At 39.3% G+C, this 18,209-nt stretch carries 14 protein-coding genes and 1 tRNA gene; 11 read left to right on the top strand and 4 right to left on the bottom strand.

The window, feature by feature from the left end; genetic code table 11:
- Nucleotides 1-189 precede the first annotated feature (189 nt).
- Genes D9O48_RS15105 through D9O48_RS15090 form a run of 4 tightly spaced genes read left to right on the top strand, consistent with a single transcriptional unit; the run spans nucleotide 190 to nucleotide 3,630 of the window.
- The gene (locus tag D9O48_RS15105; RefSeq protein WP_126973818.1) at nucleotides 190-930 is read left to right on the top strand and encodes an SDR family NAD(P)-dependent oxidoreductase; all 741 of its coding nucleotides are present in this window, start codon (nucleotides 190-192) and stop codon (nucleotides 928-930) included.
- Nucleotides 930-1,781 (top strand): fumarylacetoacetate hydrolase family protein, encoded by an 852-nt coding sequence (locus D9O48_RS15100; RefSeq protein ID WP_126973817.1) that lies wholly within the window; start codon nucleotides 930-932, stop codon nucleotides 1,779-1,781. The genes D9O48_RS15105 and D9O48_RS15100 overlap by 1 nt, the downstream gene beginning before the upstream one ends.
- A gap of 5 nt (nucleotides 1,782-1,786) precedes the next feature.
- Entirely contained in the window at nucleotides 1,787-2,578 is a 792-nt protein-coding gene (locus D9O48_RS15095; protein WP_126973816.1) for an L-fucose dehydrogenase, read from the top strand.
- Nucleotides 2,579-2,583: 5 nt separating this feature from the next.
- A complete protein-coding gene (locus D9O48_RS15090; RefSeq protein WP_126973815.1) occupies nucleotides 2,584-3,630 on the top strand; it encodes a Gfo/Idh/MocA family oxidoreductase in 1,047 nt (348 codons plus the stop codon).
- Nucleotides 3,631-3,717: 87 nt separating this feature from the next.
- Here the strand turns inward: D9O48_RS15090 and D9O48_RS15085 are convergent, their stop codons facing one another.
- Nucleotides 3,718-5,667, bottom strand: coding sequence for a M1 family metallopeptidase (locus D9O48_RS15085; RefSeq protein ID WP_126973814.1), 1,950 nt, complete (start codon nucleotides 5,665-5,667; stop codon nucleotides 3,718-3,720).
- Nucleotides 5,668-5,958: 291 nt separating this feature from the next.
- Between D9O48_RS15085 and D9O48_RS15080 the strand changes: the two genes are divergently transcribed.
- A tRNA-Arg gene (locus tag D9O48_RS15080) sits at nucleotides 5,959-6,032 on the top strand.
- Nucleotides 6,033-6,943: 911 nt separating this feature from the next.
- Here D9O48_RS15080 and D9O48_RS15075 read toward each other — a convergent pair.
- Complete coding sequence (locus D9O48_RS15075) at nucleotides 6,944-11,119, bottom strand: Ig-like domain-containing protein (protein WP_126973813.1); 4,176 nt, start codon at nucleotides 11,117-11,119, stop codon at nucleotides 6,944-6,946.
- A gap of 424 nt (nucleotides 11,120-11,543) precedes the next feature.
- On the opposite strand from D9O48_RS15075, the gene rlmH reads away from it, so the two are divergent.
- Nucleotides 11,544-12,017, top strand: coding sequence for a 23S rRNA (pseudouridine(1915)-N(3))-methyltransferase RlmH (gene rlmH / locus D9O48_RS15070; RefSeq protein WP_126973812.1), 474 nt, complete (start codon nucleotides 11,544-11,546; stop codon nucleotides 12,015-12,017).
- A 4-nt stretch (nucleotides 12,018-12,021) separates the two neighbouring features.
- Nucleotides 12,022-12,672, top strand: coding sequence for a rhomboid family intramembrane serine protease (locus D9O48_RS15065; protein WP_126973811.1), 651 nt, complete (start codon nucleotides 12,022-12,024; stop codon nucleotides 12,670-12,672).
- On the opposite strand, the gene tilS is transcribed toward D9O48_RS15065, so the two are convergent.
- A complete protein-coding gene (tilS, locus tag D9O48_RS15060; RefSeq protein ID WP_126973810.1) occupies nucleotides 12,659-14,014 on the bottom strand; it encodes a tRNA lysidine(34) synthetase TilS in 1,356 nt (451 codons plus the stop codon). The genes D9O48_RS15065 and tilS overlap by 14 nt on opposite strands.
- A gap of 110 nt (nucleotides 14,015-14,124) precedes the next feature.
- Nucleotides 14,125-14,436: a tetratricopeptide repeat protein gene (locus D9O48_RS15055; RefSeq protein ID WP_126973809.1), complete on the bottom strand. Its 312-nt coding sequence runs from the start codon at nucleotides 14,434-14,436 to the stop codon at nucleotides 14,125-14,127.
- Between the two features lie 114 nt (nucleotides 14,437-14,550).
- Between D9O48_RS15055 and D9O48_RS15050 the strand changes: the two genes are divergently transcribed.
- The 4 genes from D9O48_RS15050 to ispE all read left to right on the top strand — a co-directional run bounded on the left by D9O48_RS15050 (nucleotide 14,551) and on the right by ispE (nucleotide 17,782).
- On the top strand, nucleotides 14,551-15,294 hold the full coding sequence (locus tag D9O48_RS15050; RefSeq protein WP_126973808.1) for an electron transfer flavoprotein subunit beta/FixA family protein: 744 nt from the start codon (nucleotides 14,551-14,553) through the stop codon (nucleotides 15,292-15,294).
- Nucleotides 15,295-15,318: 24 nt separating this feature from the next.
- Nucleotides 15,319-16,272, top strand: a complete 954-nt coding sequence (locus D9O48_RS15045) for an electron transfer flavoprotein subunit alpha/FixB family protein (protein ID WP_126973807.1) — start codon at nucleotides 15,319-15,321, stop codon at nucleotides 16,270-16,272.
- A gap of 94 nt (nucleotides 16,273-16,366) precedes the next feature.
- Entirely contained in the window at nucleotides 16,367-16,966 is a 600-nt protein-coding gene (locus D9O48_RS15040; RefSeq protein WP_126973806.1) for a bifunctional nuclease family protein, read from the top strand.
- 3 nt (nucleotides 16,967-16,969) lie between these two features.
- The gene (gene ispE / locus D9O48_RS15035) at nucleotides 16,970-17,782 is read left to right on the top strand and encodes a 4-(cytidine 5'-diphospho)-2-C-methyl-D-erythritol kinase (RefSeq protein ID WP_126973805.1); all 813 of its coding nucleotides are present in this window, start codon (nucleotides 16,970-16,972) and stop codon (nucleotides 17,780-17,782) included.
- Nucleotides 17,783-18,209: the final 427 nt, after the last annotated feature.

The following is an 18,209-nucleotide window of genomic DNA, read 5'->3' as shown; positions in this document are numbered from 1 at the left end:
CAGATTGCTACCTGCATAGCTGCATTCCCGGTTTCACCTATCAGATTAATCTGTATTCTTTACTATAGAAACCATCTGATTACCTTAATGAACGTATATAATAAGCACTGACGTATTAACACTTAATTAGAGTAGGATTTACTTGTATCGGGATGATTTTAATAGTATATTGTAGTAATTATTTTTTTTATGTTTTCACTTTCCGGTAAAATAGCAATCATCACAGGCGGAGCCAGTGGAATAGGCAAAGCAATCGCTGAACTTTTCCATCAGCAAGGTGCCAGCGTTCATATTCTTGATATTCAAAAACCTGAAGACTTTCCCGTTTATCTTACATTTCACACAGTCAACATTACAGACTCTGTACAGGTACAATCAGTTGTAACTACTTTTACATCGCTGGATATATTGGTGAACAATGCAGGAATTGCTCATGTAGGTGATATTGAAACTACCTCTATAGAAGATTTCAACAGGGTAATGAATGTCAATGTATTTGGTACATTCTTATGTACACAGGCATGTATTCCTGTTATGAAAAAAAATAAAAAGGGAGTGATTCTTAACATTGCGTCTATTGCAGCATCAGCCGGATTGGAAAAAAGATTCGTCTATTCAACCTCGAAAGGGGCCATTAAATCAATGACACTTTCCATAGCTAAAGACTATGTGAAAGAAGGTATTCGTTGTAATTCCATCTCTCCTGCCCGTGTACATACACCTTTTGTAGACGGCTTCCTTGCCAGATTTTTTCCGGGGAAAGAAAAAGAAAAATTTGAACAACTGGCACAAACACAACCTATCGGAAGAATGGCTCAAACAAATGAAATTGCTTTGCTGGCTTTATATTTATGCAGTGATGAGGCAGGCTTCATCACCGGAACAGACTATCCTATTGACGGAGGCTTCTTAACTTTAAACGGACAATAATGAAACTGATCAGATTCGGAAATTTGAATAAAGAAAAACCGGGCTTATTAATTGATAATATCAGATATGATGTGAGTGAATGGGTCAATGATTATGATGAAAGATTTTTTGAGGAGAATGGATTAGAGCGATTGAAGAACCTGGCTACAAAAAAAGATGCGCTGCCTTTGGTGGCTGATGATAGCCGTTGGGGTGCTCCTGTAGCCAGACCCTCAAAAATTGTTTGCATCGGTTTAAACTTTTATGATCACGCCCGCGAAACGAATATGACGCCCCCGACAGAACCAATTATTTTCTTCAAGGCGTCAAGTGCTTATGTGGGTCCGAATGATCCGTTGGTTATTCCAAGAAACAGTCAGAAAACCGATTGGGAAGTAGAACTGGCAGTTATCATCGGTAAAAAAGCCTCTTATGTAGAAGAAAAAAATGCACTCGAATATGTAGCAGGTTATTGCCTGCACAATGATTATAGTGAGCGGGCTTTTCAACTGGAAAGAAACGGACAATGGGTAAAAGGTAAGAGCTGTGACAGCTTCGCCCCCATCGGCCCGTTCCTTGCCACTCAGGATGAAATTGCAGATATTCATAACCTTAACATGTGGTTGAAAGTAAATGGTGAAACCAAACAAAATGGTACCACTGCCGAAATGATTTTTAATGTCCCTTATTTAATAAGTTACGTGTCACAGTTCATGACTCTGCTACCAGGTGATATTATCAGTACAGGAACACCCGCTGGCGTAGGTATGGGCATGAAACCCACTCCTCAGTACCTCAAAGCAGGTGATGTGATAGAATTAGGAATTGAAGGACTGGGAAGCTCACAACAAATTGCTCAAAACGCATTGTAAGTATAATGGACCTCCAACTAAAAAATAAAAACTTCATTGTAACCGGTGGCGCCAAAGGTATTGGAGCAGCAATTGCTTTTGAACTGGCGAAAGAAGGCGCTTTACCCATCATTATCGGAAGAAATCAACACGATAATGAAAATATACAAACAGCTATTCACGCTGCCGGTGGTCAATGCGCTACATTTGAAGCAGAATTGAATGAACGTACCGATTACGCCGCTTTACATCAACGTATAACAACACAGTTTAAAGAGATACACGGCATTGTCAATAATGCCGGTGCAAATGATGGAGTAGGTTTAAAAAACGGTAATATTGATCTGTTTGTTAAAAGTATCCATAAAAACGTAACGCACTATTTTGGCACCGTACAATGTTTTCTGAATGAACTCATCCAAACCAAAGGAGCCATTGTAAATATCAGTTCAAAAGTAGCAGAAACAGGTCAGGGAGGAACCAGCGGTTACGCAGCTGCCAATGGCGCCAGAAATGCATTAACCAGAGAATGGGCCGTTGAATTAATTCCCTATGCAATCAGAGTGAATGCTGTTGTAGTAGCAGAATCATTTACCCCACTCTATCAGGAATGGATTAAAACCCTTCCGGCCCCTGACGAAACCCTAAAAAAAATAATCTCATCCATTCCATTTGAAAATAGAATGACTAAACCTGAAGAAATAGCACATATGGTGTTATTTCTATTAAGTAAACTATCAAGTCATACTACCGGACAAATTATTCATGTTGACGGTGGCTACGTACATCTGGACAGAGCAATCACTCACATTAAATAAAAAACATGAAAGCGATAAAAACGGCATTGTGTTCTTTTGGTTTATCCGGTCGAGTTTTTCATGCCCCCTTTTTGCATATTAATCCGTCGTTTGAATTGTATGCGGTATTGGAACGCACAGAAAAAAAAGCAAACAAACTTTACCCTTCTATAATTTCTTATGCTTCTATAGACGATCTATTAAATGATGCTGAAGTGGAACTGGTAATTGTAAATACACCCAACTATACTCACTTTGAATTTGCGCAAAAGGCCTTAAATGCAGGTAAACATGTGCTCATTGAAAAACCTTTTGCCTGCTCTGTGCAGGAGGCCGAAACATTAGTAGCATTGAGCAAAGAAAAAAACAGATTTCTAACAGTATATCATAACCGCCGGTTTGACTCAGACTTCAAAACAGTTAAAAAAATCATTGATAAAGGATTTCTTGGAGAGTTAGTATACGCCAACTTCCGCTATGAAAGATACAGACCGGTATTAAGTGCCAAACAACATAAAGAAGGTGATGAAAAAGGAGGAGGTATCGTTTATGATCTGGGGCCACACATTATAGACCAGGCTTTATCTTTATTCGGTATGCCTAAAGAGCTCTTTGCTCACCTTTCAAAACAACGGGAAGGTTCAGAAGTAGTAGACGCTTTTCAGATCAGTTTGTTTTACGAATCATTAACGGTAGAACTGCATGGCGGCTTTTTTAACCGTGAACCTGTACCTTCATACGTTCTACAGGGTAAGAAAGGAAGTTTTATCAAACACCGGGGTGATGTACAGGAAACCTTATTGGAGAAAGGTGTACAACCTATCAGAAACGGCTGGGCGGTAGAGTCAGCCATTCACGCAGGACATTTACATACAGAATATTCCGGTACTGTTATTAACGAAAAGACGCCTAGTGAAATTGGTAATTACATGGAGTTTTTCGATCAGCTGGCCTATGCGATCCGTCATCAGGCTCCCTTTAATATCACAGCAGAAGATGGGTTACAATCTATCAAAATAATTGAAGCGGCTTATTTAAGTCATGAGCAAAAAAAGGTAATCACGCTGCATTAAGGTATCAATTATTTTATCAGCTGACTATAATAAATAAAAAGCCTCCACAATATATAATTTGTGGAGGCTTTTTATTTGCACAGACTACTATTGAGCAGTCCATTTATTATTATTCAGATTATTATCCGGATAAACATTATTTGGATCTACCACTACTTCTATTACTTTAGAAGTGCTGGCATGCTGGAAGGTCCAGTTAGGTCCTGTATACCATACTTCTACCGGTAGTTTCACAATAGATTCTTTACCGTTTTCTTCTTTAATTTTTACGGTAACCGGCATAGGAAGTTTTTCAAAGTTAGTAACAGTAATCAAAGAACCTTTTGCAGGATCATTGTTTACATACTTAACATCAGAAACACCCTGATCAATTAACCAGTTATCCATAAACCAGCCTCTCCAGAACCAGTTCAGGTTTTCTCCTGCATAATTTTCGATACAACGGAAGAAATCCCATGGTGTAGGATGTTTATAAGCCCATTGATTCGCATAAAACTTAAAGGCTGCATCAAAACGTTCTTTACCCAGAACATGGTCGCGCAATAAGTATAAACCGAAACCAGGCTTGCGATAAGCCAAAGGTCCTAAATTAGTAGACTTCTGTACATCAGGAATGGTCATAATCGGCTCGGTAGAGTCAGGGAACAGTACACGTCCTCTTAATTTATCCAGACCTCTTGAACCGGCGTATTCTCCGTTATTGAATGATTGTTCGGCCAGGAAATTAATGAAAGTATTGAAGCCTTCATCCATCCATGGATAGCGACGTTCATTAGAACCCACAATCATCGGAAACCAGATATGCCCAAATTCATGTGAAGTAACGCCCCACAAACCGGCGCCTTTAGCCTGATAGCTACAGAAAACGATACCGGGATATTCCATACCGCCTACAATACCCGCAACATTTACTGCGGTAGAATAAGGATATTCAATCAGGTAGCCAGAGTAAAATTCAATTGCACCTTTTACATATTCAGTAGAACGGCTCCATGCATTCTGGCCGATACTTTCTTTTGGATAAGCCGATACAGCCAACGATTTTTTACCGCTTGCCAGATTGATACGTGCAGCATCCACTATAAAGGCAGTAGAAGCAGCAAATGCTACATCACGTGTATTTTCCATCTTGAATTTCCAGGTCAGAGACTTGGCATTCGGGCGCGAATTTTTCTGAGCAACTTCTTCGGCAGAACGGACCATAATGGTTTTATCTGATTTTTTTGCTGCTTCCCAACGTTGATGTTGTTCTTTAGTAAAAACCTCAGCCGGGTTTAATAATTCTCCTGATCCCACTACAAATAAATCTGCAGGAGCAGTTACATGATAAGTGATATTACCGTAATCCTGATAAAACTCACCCTGACCCAGATAAGGGGCAGTATTCCAACCTAAATCATTGTCAAATACACACATTCTCGGAAACCATTGTGCAATTTCATATACCCAACCCTGTTCTAATTTGATACGCCCCATACGGTCTGTACCATATTCAGGAATGGTAAATTTGTATTTGATTTTAATGCTTAAAGCACTACCGCCTGCACTCATGGCATCTGCCAGTTTGATCTGCATACGGGTATCATCAATCAAAAAGTTAGCGGGTGTTTCTGCTTTACCATTTACCAGAACTACTGATTCAATAGTATAACCACCGTCAAAATTATTTCTATTCGCCCATCTTCCACCGGCCGGAGCAGTTCCGGCTACGCCACGTGATTTCAGGTTATAAATATTCTGATCTAAATTCAACCATACATATGGTAAGGTGTAAGGACTATTATTCGTATAATCAATTTTCACTTCACCGGCAATAGTATGATCAGTAGGATTTAAATTTACCTGAATCGTATAATCTGCGCTGTTTTGCCAGTATTTAGGCCCCGGAACCCCATGTGGTGTACGAACTTCATCACCAAAGGCAGGATAAAACAATGGTGCAAATGCTTCGTGTTGGTCATACTTTGAGTTTTGTGCCTGCGCAAACAATGCTACGGCAGAAAAGCTCATCGCCAACAATGCTTTTCTTACATTCATTCTAGAAAAAATAAAGTGAAACAATTAATTTAATGACTAAAGATAAGGAAATAAAGGGCTGGAATTTATCATGAATGAAAGGGAAGATTATCAACGGTTAAAATTTTATCCGAAAGGCAAAAAACTATTTTTTTTAAATTTCATTTACAAATTGTTGGAAGATAAAACAGCAAGGATTACCTTTGTGCTCCATTTCGAATCAGTGGTAACAAATTGAGTTTGAAAGTTTTTTGAAAAAAATTTGGTAGAAAACTTAAAATTTGTATCTTTGCCACCCAATCGAAAAAAAACGGCTCCGTAGCTCAACTGAATAGAGCATCTGACTACGGATCAGAAGGTTTCAGGTTTGAATCCTGACGGAGTCACAAAGGCTACAGTTTACTGTAGCCTTTTTTCTTTTATACCATCATCTTATCTCCACCACTCCTGCTTCTTATAGAATATTCTACCACAGACGTTTCTATTACTTAAAAAAAACAAAAAAGCCCCATCATAAAATGATGAGGCTTTTTGTTTGCGGCCTTCGCTTTTTCAAGGCAGTTGCCTTGTATTTCCCATTTAAATATTCAATTGGATTGGCTCCCGGTCGATTATGAAAAAAAGCTTAGGCATATTGCTAAGCTTCTTTTCATAAAAGCACACTTTGAAAAATGAGAGCAAACTTGTTTTTTAACAACCAAAACTAATCATGAAAATCATTCAATATGTTGAGCAGTGATACATTAGCCTGCTGTGTCATTCTTTGGAATTATTTTACAAAAAAATAAAAAAGAAGCCTGGCAGAAGCCAAGCTTCGAATTCCCATTTCTAATATCTCAATTAACTATATGCTAATTGAATTGAGGATGGTTGACACCTTCCTCTCATTTTATACGACACAACAGATTAACGCATTCGTGCATTAATCCTATGTTATAAAAAACTATTTAAAAGAACTATTCAAAAACGATTGCTTTTTTTAAATGCTGTAATAACCGTCTTTCATATATAACCAGCCTTTATTTATTTCGTACTACCTTTTTAATATTATTTTTTTGTTTTTATTTTTTATTTTTTTCAATCACTCCTAATACTTTATCTCAATCAATTTTACTGACTTTTTTATAACCGGAATCATTTCATCGTACCAGTACTGAACCCAACAGAAGTTGTACGATTCCTTCGATTATTTTTATTAATCAACATAAACAAATACGAAAAAATTCATTTCTTTTCCGGCAATAAAAAAGGGATATTCTAGATGAATATCCCTTTTCGGTCTGACTCAATCACACCTTTATTGATTCAATATTTTGGTTTGCAGAATTCTATTACCCTGACTATCTAAAACCATAATATAGTAGATACCTTTTTGACTTGGCAAGAGTGGCAATTCAACGGTTGCGTTTTGTTGAACATTCAATTGTTTTTGTGCTACCGTTCTACCAACAGCATCTGAAATTCTTACTGATACAGTACCAGAGTAACCGCCTGTATTCAGATAAGTTCTTCCGTTTACTGCCGGATTCGGATGAACCGACAAATTAAATCTGTTCTCAGTTTCAACAAACTTCACTGATGAGTATTCAGCTGTTTCGTCTAAATCAACGAGCTTCAGCCTGTAGTACACTTTACCATTATGCTGGAAGGCATCTTCATATTTGTAAGAAGAGCGGTTATCAGCACTGATACGGGCAATTTCGGTAAAGGTTACCCCATCAATACTTCTCTCGATTCCGAAGTGGCTGGCATTTTCTTCCAGGCTGGTTTTCCAGCGAAGAACATTCACTCCGTTTTCACGTTTAACGTCAAACTCAGAAACTACGATCGGTAGTGTGTAAGCCTGAGATACTAATATCGAAAGTGTTGCAGATGCTGTAGCTGCTCCTCCTGCATTATCATCAGTGATTGTGTACACGTGCTGATAAGTTCCTGCGTAAGTCGGAGCCGGTACAAACGTAAAGCTACCGTCTGTCTGTATATCCAGTACTCCTTCCGGTGTTGTTACCGTTCTGGCACTTACTGAATATCGTTGTTTTTTATTCTTTGTATTGTTCGCAACACGTGGTGATGAAGGATCAACCACACTAATCATATCTCCTTCCGGATCGCTATCATTATCTAACACATTACCTGCTTTTGTATATTTCGTTGCAAAGAAGTCATCATTCGCTACTACCGTATTCACATAATCTGCAGGATAGATAGAGAAAATCACCCATGCACTTCCTTCGTGAGGAGTTGGAGCGTGGTTATCGCTCACATAGTATTTCAAGCTATCTTTCCCTGTAAATCCGGGTGTTGGTGTATAAGTAATGCTTCCGTCAGGATTCACCACCGCAATACCATGCTGAGCTACTTCACTTGGTACGGTTGATAATCTTAATGAAGCCAGATTCAGCATCAGAATATCATTACCAGGTGCATCATTAGAAACTACTTTCACTGTAATAGCTCCACCGGTCAGTACATTACCATAATCAGGATTTACAATTACCGGATAATTTCCTGTCGGAGAATTATCATCAGGCGTAACTGTAATCTTGATAAATGACGGGTAACATAATCCTTGTGTTCCTACACATACTTCGTAGAAGAATACATAACTTCCAACAGTTGCAGATGTAAAAGTATAAGTACCATCAGGATTGGTAACAATCACTGCGCCGGCCGGATTGTCAGGATGAGGCGTCCATGCACTGTATATTGCATTAGAAGGCATAATGTCATTTGACTTCAGATTTCCTGCAATAGTTACATTCTGAATAGCGACGTTCATATCCGGATTCACCTGTTTGTGACAATACAGGTTACCACCGTTAGATTCTCTGGTATCTGCCCAGGCGCCGTATACTCTCAGGCCATTTAATAATCCTACGCCTGCAATTTCACTTGCAATCAACCTGATTTCATTAAAGTCTTTAGTTACCTTGAAACCTACATTGTAAACACCTGAACCACTACCAAAAATTGGAATGCCAATCACTTCAAGGCTGATCAGGTTAGCCGCGGTGCCACTTTCCTGTAAAGTACCGTTCAGATAGGTTTCAACTGTTAAGCCAGATAATAATTGTAATTCGGCAAATGATCCCATATCCTGAACGGTGAATCCTGCATAAGTTCCAACAGGATAAACGTTCATTGCATCTACCACTGATATACCTGCACCGGAGATAAGGCTTCCTGTTAAATTAATAGTAGCATAATCAGTTGTACTGGCGCTGATCACATTTTGAGGATTAGCTACCGAACAACCAACACAAGCTCCTCCAACCGGACCTGTTCTTCCATAGTTGACATATACCGGCATACCAGGTGCAGCAGGATTTAAAGGATCACCTTCATTCAGGTAAATCGTTTCATCACAATCGATCGGCTGATTACAGAACTGTTGTACCACCACATCGTATATATCGATGTTTCCGGCACTGATAGAAGCCGGTATGGTAAACTCTGCCACTACTTCATCGAACGGACCAGCAGGCACAAAACCTAATACCTGGTATCCTGTCGGGAATAAAAGCCCTGAATTTAACCCCATCAAAGGATTAGTACTTGCATTTGTTTCACTCACCACCACACCATTATTGTAAGCGATCAACTTTACAGCATTGAATAAATCAAGACTGGCCAGTGAATTTGCCTGAATCGGAATGCCGATAAATGTATTGGCACCAAAAGGAGTAACAGCTTTTTTCACAGAAACTCTTGCAGTGGTTAATACACCACCGGCAATCGTTAATCTGGCAAAAGTAGCCGGATCATTATCCAGTATAGCTGATGTATTATTTAAAGAACAGCCCACACATCCTGCCGAAGTAATTCCTGTATTTACAGAATTAATCAACACCGGATAAGTCGGAAAGTCTAATGTTTCAGGTGTATTACACGACAATGTATTTACGTCACACATTCTTGTTACAAATGCATTGTATACACGTGTAGCTCCTACATTTGCGGAGAGACCTCCTAATACCACCAGGCGAATTTCATCGAAAGGCTGACCTGCCAGGAATCCGATTCTGCTAGTCGTGATTCCACCCACAAAGGAAGAGCCCAAACCTAATAAATTTGCCCCGGTAAATGTTTCCTGAGCTACATTATTAAGATAGGTTTCTACCCTTAATCCTGATAAGAGTGTCAGATTTAACAAAGAAGGAGTAGTGATATCAAAACCTGCATAAGTATTAGCAGGATAGGTACGCATGGCGTCTTTTACCGATAGTGCCACACTTCCTATTGCGCCACCTACCATATTAAGAGTTGCGAAATTAGCAGGGTCACTATCTAATACATTGATTGCCCCATCTACCGAACAGTTTACACAGGCACCGCCGCTTACTCCTGATCTTACTGAGTTAATATATACAGAGTGATCCGGATTTGTAAGACTAACGGTTTCGTTACAATTTAAATCAGGAGCTGCACAGAATCTCGTCATAATAAGATTCACCAATGAAAAGTTTCCAATATTAGCGCCTATACCGTTCTGATAGAACTGGATCGTGTTAAAAGGCAGACTGGTTACAAAACCAACTCTGCGTGTATTTGAAGAAACCACACTGGCCCCTACCAATGCATCGCTTAAAGCAACCGTTTCCTGCAGGGTACCATTCAGGTATGTTCTGATCTGCATCGTACCCAAAGCACTTAAACTGATCAAAGAAGCCTGACGAATATCAAAACCTACAAAGTATGGATCAGTATAAGTCTGTGCTCTGTCTATATACGCAATTTGCGCACCACCTGTTACCACCGAAACGATATCAGTTGTAGTAGCTGCATTGTTATCAATTAAATTATACGGAGAATTGTAAGTAGCCACTCCTATAGGTGCTGTTAAACTCGGTTCTACATCAAATGCCTGAGAAGGAGCATTGATAACAGTTGGCGTATTACAAGCCGTTTGCGGCCCCGCTTCAAATGCTTTTACAATAGCATACTGTACGGTAACTCCACCCGTAAAAGCCAATCCGCTGTTTCCTGTAACTTTGATTTGCACAGCATTATAAGCTGCTGTAGTTACCAGCGTAAAATCCATTGTACCGCTGCCAAGCAAATCACCCAATAAAGAAGAAGGATAAACTCTGGAACTCACTTTATTCGTACCGTTCCATGCTGAAATTTCAATAGAAATATTGGTAGATAATGCAACTACAGATCCTCTGAATCCGACAATATTACCGGCAGAGTAAGTACTGGTATGCGTTATACGCAGAGAGTCCGTTGCATCTGTAGAACCCAAAGCTGTTCCAAAAACAGTACCGGTGGCAGTAGATGTATTATTTAATATAACATTCGCCACATTACCTCCGTTGTTCCAATCATTAATACCGACAGCAACGCCCGGAAACACGTCTGTCGTCCACGGAGTGAACGTTATTGAATTTTTTGGAATGTTAGCCTGTTGTCCAAATAAATGCACCGTTGTCACCGTGAGCAACAAGCAAAAGAGCAAGTAAATTTTCCTCATAGAATAATTTTTAAAAGTTTTACTTTTTACTTGCTAATCAGAGATGAAACCTGTAACCGAAAAACAGGGGAAAGATAGACTGACTATATTGCTTGCCGGGCATTTATGTGACTTTCGTTCACCCGCAACCGCTCATTGTATTTTTACAACAACCGTTAAAGGTCAAACGATTTCATTTTGTTAAATAACAATTGATTTTCAATAGATTATTTTAATAACATTTTACCTAATCAATGTTTACTGATTGAACTTCGCCTATACTTTTCAGTTAAAAATTGATATATATCTATTTTTTAAAAGATTATCATTGATTTTTATTGACCTGAATCATCGGCGTTAACAAAACCCATTAGACTCCAGCTTTTTCGTTAACAAAACTTTAAGGGTAATAGAACGGAAAAGGTAAAAGCCGTACTTTTATGTTATGAAAATACAGTTCTGGTCAGTGGGTAAAAAAAATGACTTCTATGTCAATGAAGGGGTTACGGAGTTTTCGGGCCGCCTTCAGAAATATTTTCCGACGGAGTGGAAAATAATTTCTCCGCCCAAAAATGCTGCTCAGTTATCGGTTCAGGAATTAAAAAAGAAAGAAGGGGAACTGATTCTGGCAAATTTGCAGAAAGAGGATTATCTCGTAGCCTTGGATGAGCGCGGAAAACTTTACAGCTCAGAACAATTGGCTCAATTTTTACAAACCCGGGCCAACGAGTCGCAAAAAAATATCATCTTTTTAATAGGAGGGGCTTTTGGCATTGACGAAACGGTGATGCTAAGAGCGAATGCAAAGTGGTCATTATCACCATTGACTTTTCCACATCAATTAGTTAGATTAATTTTGGCAGAGCAGGTTTACCGCGCCTGCACGATTATCAAAAACGAAAAATACCATCATATTTAATATCATGACGCTAAGTATCACCTTAATTATTGTAATTATCACTGTAATAGCTTCTTTAACTGCCTTTAGTAATGAAAAAGTGATGAATGATCTTATTTTTTATCCTCCGGCCATTCATCAGAACAAACAATGGTACCGTTTTTTTACATCTGGTTTAATTCACGGAGATTATGTTCACCTGGCCTTTAATATGATCGCCCTTTACTCATTCGGTTCTGCTTTGGAACTCTATTTAAAAGAGGTTTTTAATGAAAACGGAGTGTGGGTTTATCTGTTATTGTATATATCAGCTTTATTCTTCAGTATTTTACCAACTTACCTGAAACATAAAAATAATTCATACTACCGGTCGCTGGGCGCATCCGGAGCAGTTTCGGCCGTAGTGTTTGCCTCGATCATGTTTAACCCTTTAGGAAAAATTGGTATTATATTATTACCGTTTTTTACTATTCCGGGATTCATCTTCGGCTTCGTATACCTGCTCATCTCTTCTTATCTTGATAAAAGAGGCGGTGATCGCATCAATCACTCCGCCCATCTCTTCGGAAGCCTGTTCGGCATCGGGTTCATTATCGCTGCAACTTACGTATTCAGCTCCTACCCGCTGTTGGAAGCTTTTGTATACAATATCCGTAACTGGATTAATTCTTTTTAAAATCAAGACTTAATATATCTTTTGTATTGGGTGATAGTTTAAACCGGTCGTCGATCCGTAAGCCTATCACCCAAACTATTTTCTGGTTCATTTCCAATACCCACACTTTTTCTTTATCGGTCTTCGACATTTTCTGATCTATACAAAATCTCGCCACTTTCTTTTTCTTTCCCAAACCGAGCGGATAAAAATAATCACCTTCGCGCCATTTTCTTAAAAGAAGCGGAAACTCCACCTTCGTTGCATCCAATTGCACCGACAAAGAACCGGATACAGCTTCGTTTACTTCATGTTGCTTTTTTAACAATAAGGTACCTTCTGCAAAAGTATAAGCACCTTCCTTATCTATTACATAATGGTGATGGTCTGATGATTGTTTCGCTACAATGATCAACCACTCACGGTGTTTAAAGATTTGATGAGATTCACTTTCTACGTATTTACCTGTCTGTGCATTTAACAGATGCAGTATATCATTTAGCTGTGCTGAAGAAAATCCATAAGTAGCTACTACTTCCCATAAAACGGTTTCAAATGCGGGTAACTTTTGTAATTTACGTACAGGAATATGCACTTCATTATTTCTGTACTCTACAAGATTATTCATTAATTCTCTCAATTTCATTTCATACAATACAAAACCACCCTGTAGTAAATCAATATTGCGTAATAAAGAATTTCCAAACTTCGGAAACTTTGTTTCAATGGCAGGCAGAATATGATGTCTGAAATAGTTTCTTGAATACTTATCACTTTCATTGGAGCTGTCTTCTACAAAACGCCAGTTATTATTGTTAGCAGATTCAACAATTTCCTGTTTTGAAATACTGAGGAAAGGACGAATAATTTTTCCATTCTTAACCAGAATGCCTTTTAACCCTCTCAAACCGCTACCTCTGTTCAGATGAATAAAAAAAGTTTCAATCTGATCATCGGCATGATGCGCTGTCAATAAAAACTGCGGATGACCTGTTTGATGAGCATGCCCTTGTTCCGGTAAATGGTTTCCTTCCAGAATTTCATTAAACCATTTATAACGCAACGTACGGGCAGCTTCCTGAATAGTGATTTTTTCTTTTTCTGCAAAAGCTTCCGTTTCAAAAGAAATAATGTAAAAAGGCACATTGAGCTCTTTTGCAAGATTCCGTACAAATTGCTCATCTCTTTTACTTTCTTCACCTCTCAACTGAAAATTACAGTGCGCAATACACACATTTGAAAAATATTGAACGGCAAGCCGTGTTAAAACAACACTATCCACCCCTCCACTAACGGCAATCAATATTCGATTACCATTATTAAGGCCTGATTTTTCGATATTTTTAATAAACTTTTCTAACATAACCGGCTTTTAGTTTCATGCTGCTTTTTACCATTAATGAATAGCTTTCACCGCATTTTCAATTTTACATCCTTAACTCTTCATTCTACATTCTTCATTCTTCATTCATATTAGTACATCAAGTCATCATACGCGGCTCTGAGTTCACTATATGCATGGCGGTCGTTGGCCTGTTTGGCTACTTCCATTCCTTTCTCAAAATAAGCGATTGCTTTTTCCTGTTGCCCCATTTCCAGCAATAAATGTGCAATATGATAATAAGTTCCGACATATTGCGGATCGTTTTGCAGCAGGTCTTCCCAGGTTGTCAGCGCTTTGTCATATGCTTCAATTTTCTTGTATTCTAATCCCAGCGCATGTTTCAAAAAACTGTCGTTCGGATTTTTTTCTAAAAACTCCTGTATTTTAAGAATTCTCTCCATCTTATCCACAATTTAATTTCTAATATTTTTCGGAATTATATTTGTGATACTTATATTTGTATATACACTGGTTGCATAAACAACCTTCAATTAGATATCAAAAACTTATTGCCAATGAAAATTTTGGTATGCATCAGCAAAACGCCTGATACTACGGCAAAAATAGCTTTCACCGATAACAATACGAAATTCGCTGAAGCTGGAGTACAATGGATTATTAATCCTTATGACGAATGGTATGCATTAGTACGTGCTATTGAATTGAAAGAAAAAGATCCTTCTATCGGAATTTCTTTGGTTACAGTGGGCGGAGCAGATGCTGACCCTATTATCAGAAAAGCACTAGCATTAGGTGGAGACGAAGCTATTCGTGTAAATGCTGCACAAGCAGATTCTTTTCAGATAGCCAGTTACATCGCTAACATTGCAAAAGAGGGTGAATTTGATCTGGTCTTTACCGGTAAAGAAACGATTGACTACAATGGTTCTTCTGTTGGTGGTATGGTGGCCGAGTTAATCGAAGCCCCTTATGTAGCTTTAGCTACCAAATTTGAATTAAGTGGTACTACAGCAACCATTACCCGCGAAATTGAGGGTGGTGAAGAAGTAGACGAAGTTGCAACACCGCTGGTAGTGAGCTGCCAGAAAGGGATGGCAGAACAACGTATTCCAAATATGAAAGGGATTATGGGAGCCAGAACAAAACCTCTGAAAGTGGTGGAGCCTGCTGCTATAGAAGCTTTAACTTCTGTTGCCAGCTTTGAAATGCCTCCTGCAAAAGCTGGTGTTAAATTAATTGATGCTGAAAACCCTGCAGAGTTGGTTCGCCTATTAAAAGAAGAAGCTAAAGTAATCTAAGTTGTTCACCCTTAATATAAAATTATGTCAGTATTAGTTTTTATAGATCAGGCCGAAGGTCATGTAAAAAAAGCAGCGGCAGAGGTGATCAGCTATGGAGCTGCAGTTGCTAAAAATCTGGGCGTTGCAGTAAACGGAGTAGTGTTGGGTAATGTGTCGGAAGAGCTGGCTACTTATGGTCAATATGGTGTTCAGAAAATTTATCATATCAATGATGCTGCATTGAATCATTTCGATGCACAGGTTTACACACAAGCTGTTGCCGCGGCTGTTGAAGCTGCTGGTGCAACGATTGTTATTTTTTCAAATAACGTGGATGGTAAAGCCATTGCTCCCCGCCTTTCGGCTAAACTGAAAGCCGGATTAGTGTCTGGAGCTGTAGCCCTACCTGATACTTCAAACGGTTTTGTCGTTAAGAAATCTGTTTTTTCCGGTAAAGCCTTTGCGAACATAGCGGTTCATTCTGCTGTTAAAATCATTTCTCTGAACCCAAATGCTTACCAGGCAACAGAAGTTGGCGGTACAGCAACGGTAGAAGCACTATCAGCCAGTTTACCGGCTGCAAAAGTGAAAATTACCGGGGTAAATAAAGTAGAAGGTGAAGTTCCTTTAACAGAAGCCGATATCGTTGTAAGCGGCGGTAGAGGTTTGAAAGGACCGGAGAACTGGCATTTAATTGAGGATCTCGCTAAAACACTGGGTGCAGCCACGGCCTGTAGCCGTCCGGTAGCCGATGAACATTGGCGCCCGCACCACGAACACGTTGGCCAAACAGGCGTAGTGGTAGCCCCTAATTTATATATCGCGATCGGTATTTCAGGAGCTATTCAACACCTGGCCGGTGTAAACAGAAGCAAAGTGATTGTTGTGATCAATAAAGATCCGGAAGCACCCTTCTTCAAAGCTGCCGATTATGGCATTGTGGGAGATGCATTTGAGGTAGTTCCGAAATTAATCGAAGCTTTTAAAAATCGCTAATTGAGTTTTTCTATAAAAAAACCTGTTTAGAATGCGGTATTCGTTACCGCATTCTTTTTTTTTGGAAAAAATTTTTTAGTTTCGTGGTTTAGTTATGAAGAAAATAGAATTGGAGATAGTTGCATTGTCGCACAGCATTACCCAAACCCACTCCTACGCAGTGGTATTGGGTGAATTGAATGGCTTACGCCGCCTTCCTATCGTTATCGGAGGCTTTGAAGCGCAGGCGATTGCTGTTGCGTTGGAAAAAATGGATCCTTCACGTCCTTTGACCCATGACCTGATGAAAAACTTTATGGTAGCTTTCAATATCGAATTGAAAGAAATCGTGATCAGTGACCTGAAAGAAGGTATCTTCTACTCCAGTCTGATTTGTGAAAGCGACTCAGAAACGATCGAAATCGACTCCAGAACCTCTGATGCCCTCGCATTGGCCGTTCGTTTTAATTGCCCTATCTATACTTTTGATCATATATTAGATAATGCCGGTATTCTAATGGAAGATACGCAGCCAAAGCCGCAGGAAACTTCTTCTACTACTTCAACACCGGTACAGGAACATAGCGAAAGAAGCAATCTGGAACGTTTAAGCATCGAAGAACTGCATACATTACTCAATGAAGTATTGGAACAGGAAGACTATGTACGCGCCATTGCCATCCGCGATGAAATCAACAGCCGTAAAAATAAATAAGGCATGATCGCTTTTCCTAATGCTAAAATCAATTTAGGACTACATATTGTAGAAAAAAGAGCAGATGGTTTTCATAATCTTGAAACGATCTTTTTTCCTATTCAATGGAATGATGCGTTAGAAACCATTGAAACTAATGGTCAAACAACCTTTTGCAGTTACGGTTTGCCGATAGACAGTACCCCCGAACAAAACCTCTGTTTTAAAGCCTGGAATATTTTACACCAGCAATTTCAGATACCTTCAGTAGATATTCACTTATTGAAAAATATTCCGATGGGCGCAGGCTTAGGCGGAGGGTCCTCCGACGCTGCCTTTACCTTACGTTTGTTAAATAATCAGTTCCGATTACAATTAACTGATGAGCAATTAATTGATTTCGCAGCCCGGATCGGAAGCGATTGTGCATTTTTTATTAAAAACACACCTTGCCTGGCTAAGGGCAGAGGCGACGTTTTAACCGCTATAGAGCTATCACTCAACGGCTATCAGATTCTGGTAGTTCACCCGGGCATACACATTTCAACGCCTTGGGCATTCCAGCAAATCAAACCACAACCCGCCGGTTTTGACCTGGCTTTGTTACCAACGTATGCTGTAGATGAATGGCGCAAAGTACTCTTCAATCAGTTTGAAGAGCCTGTATTCAATGCCCATCCGGTGACTAAAATGATAAAAGACCAGCTTTACGAACAAGGAGCATTGTATGCAGCACTTTCCGGCTCCGGATCGGCCTGTTTCGGTATCTTCCCGTCAAAACAATCTATTGATTTATCTCCTTTTAAAAGTTTTGCTACCCACCTGGCTACTTACTAAGTAACATCTTCAAAAGCCCGGTAGAGATCTAACTGATTCACCAGACACCGAAAAGCCGGTAACCCGTTTCACCTGCAAGCACAACAATTCCACTACACAATACCCATTGGTAGTAGCATACAGCAATAAAATTCTATGAGTAATCTGCTCATAGATTCATTGCCCTTCTATTTATATAACACTAAACTCCTCCTCCACCTTTATAGTGTTACTTTTTCGTTACCCTTATACTGTTGATTTATATCCCGCAGCTCCTGTCAATCCCTCTAAGCGGTATTTAACGAGCCATCACGATAAACCCCAGTTCGATGCGTTTAAGTGTAAAAACATCTAAACGGATCTAAAATCCCCGGCATGCCTTCCGTTCTATATATATTTACGAAAAACTGACTCACATGGATTAGCTGCCTTTCCAGTCACTAGCCGC

Source organism: Gynurincola endophyticus (genome assembly GCF_003991195.1).
Lineage (GTDB): Bacteria > Bacteroidota > Bacteroidia > Chitinophagales > Chitinophagaceae > Gynurincola > Gynurincola endophyticus.
The sequence above is the reverse complement of the archived record's forward strand: the minus strand, read 5'-3'. Positions and strand labels throughout refer to the sequence as shown.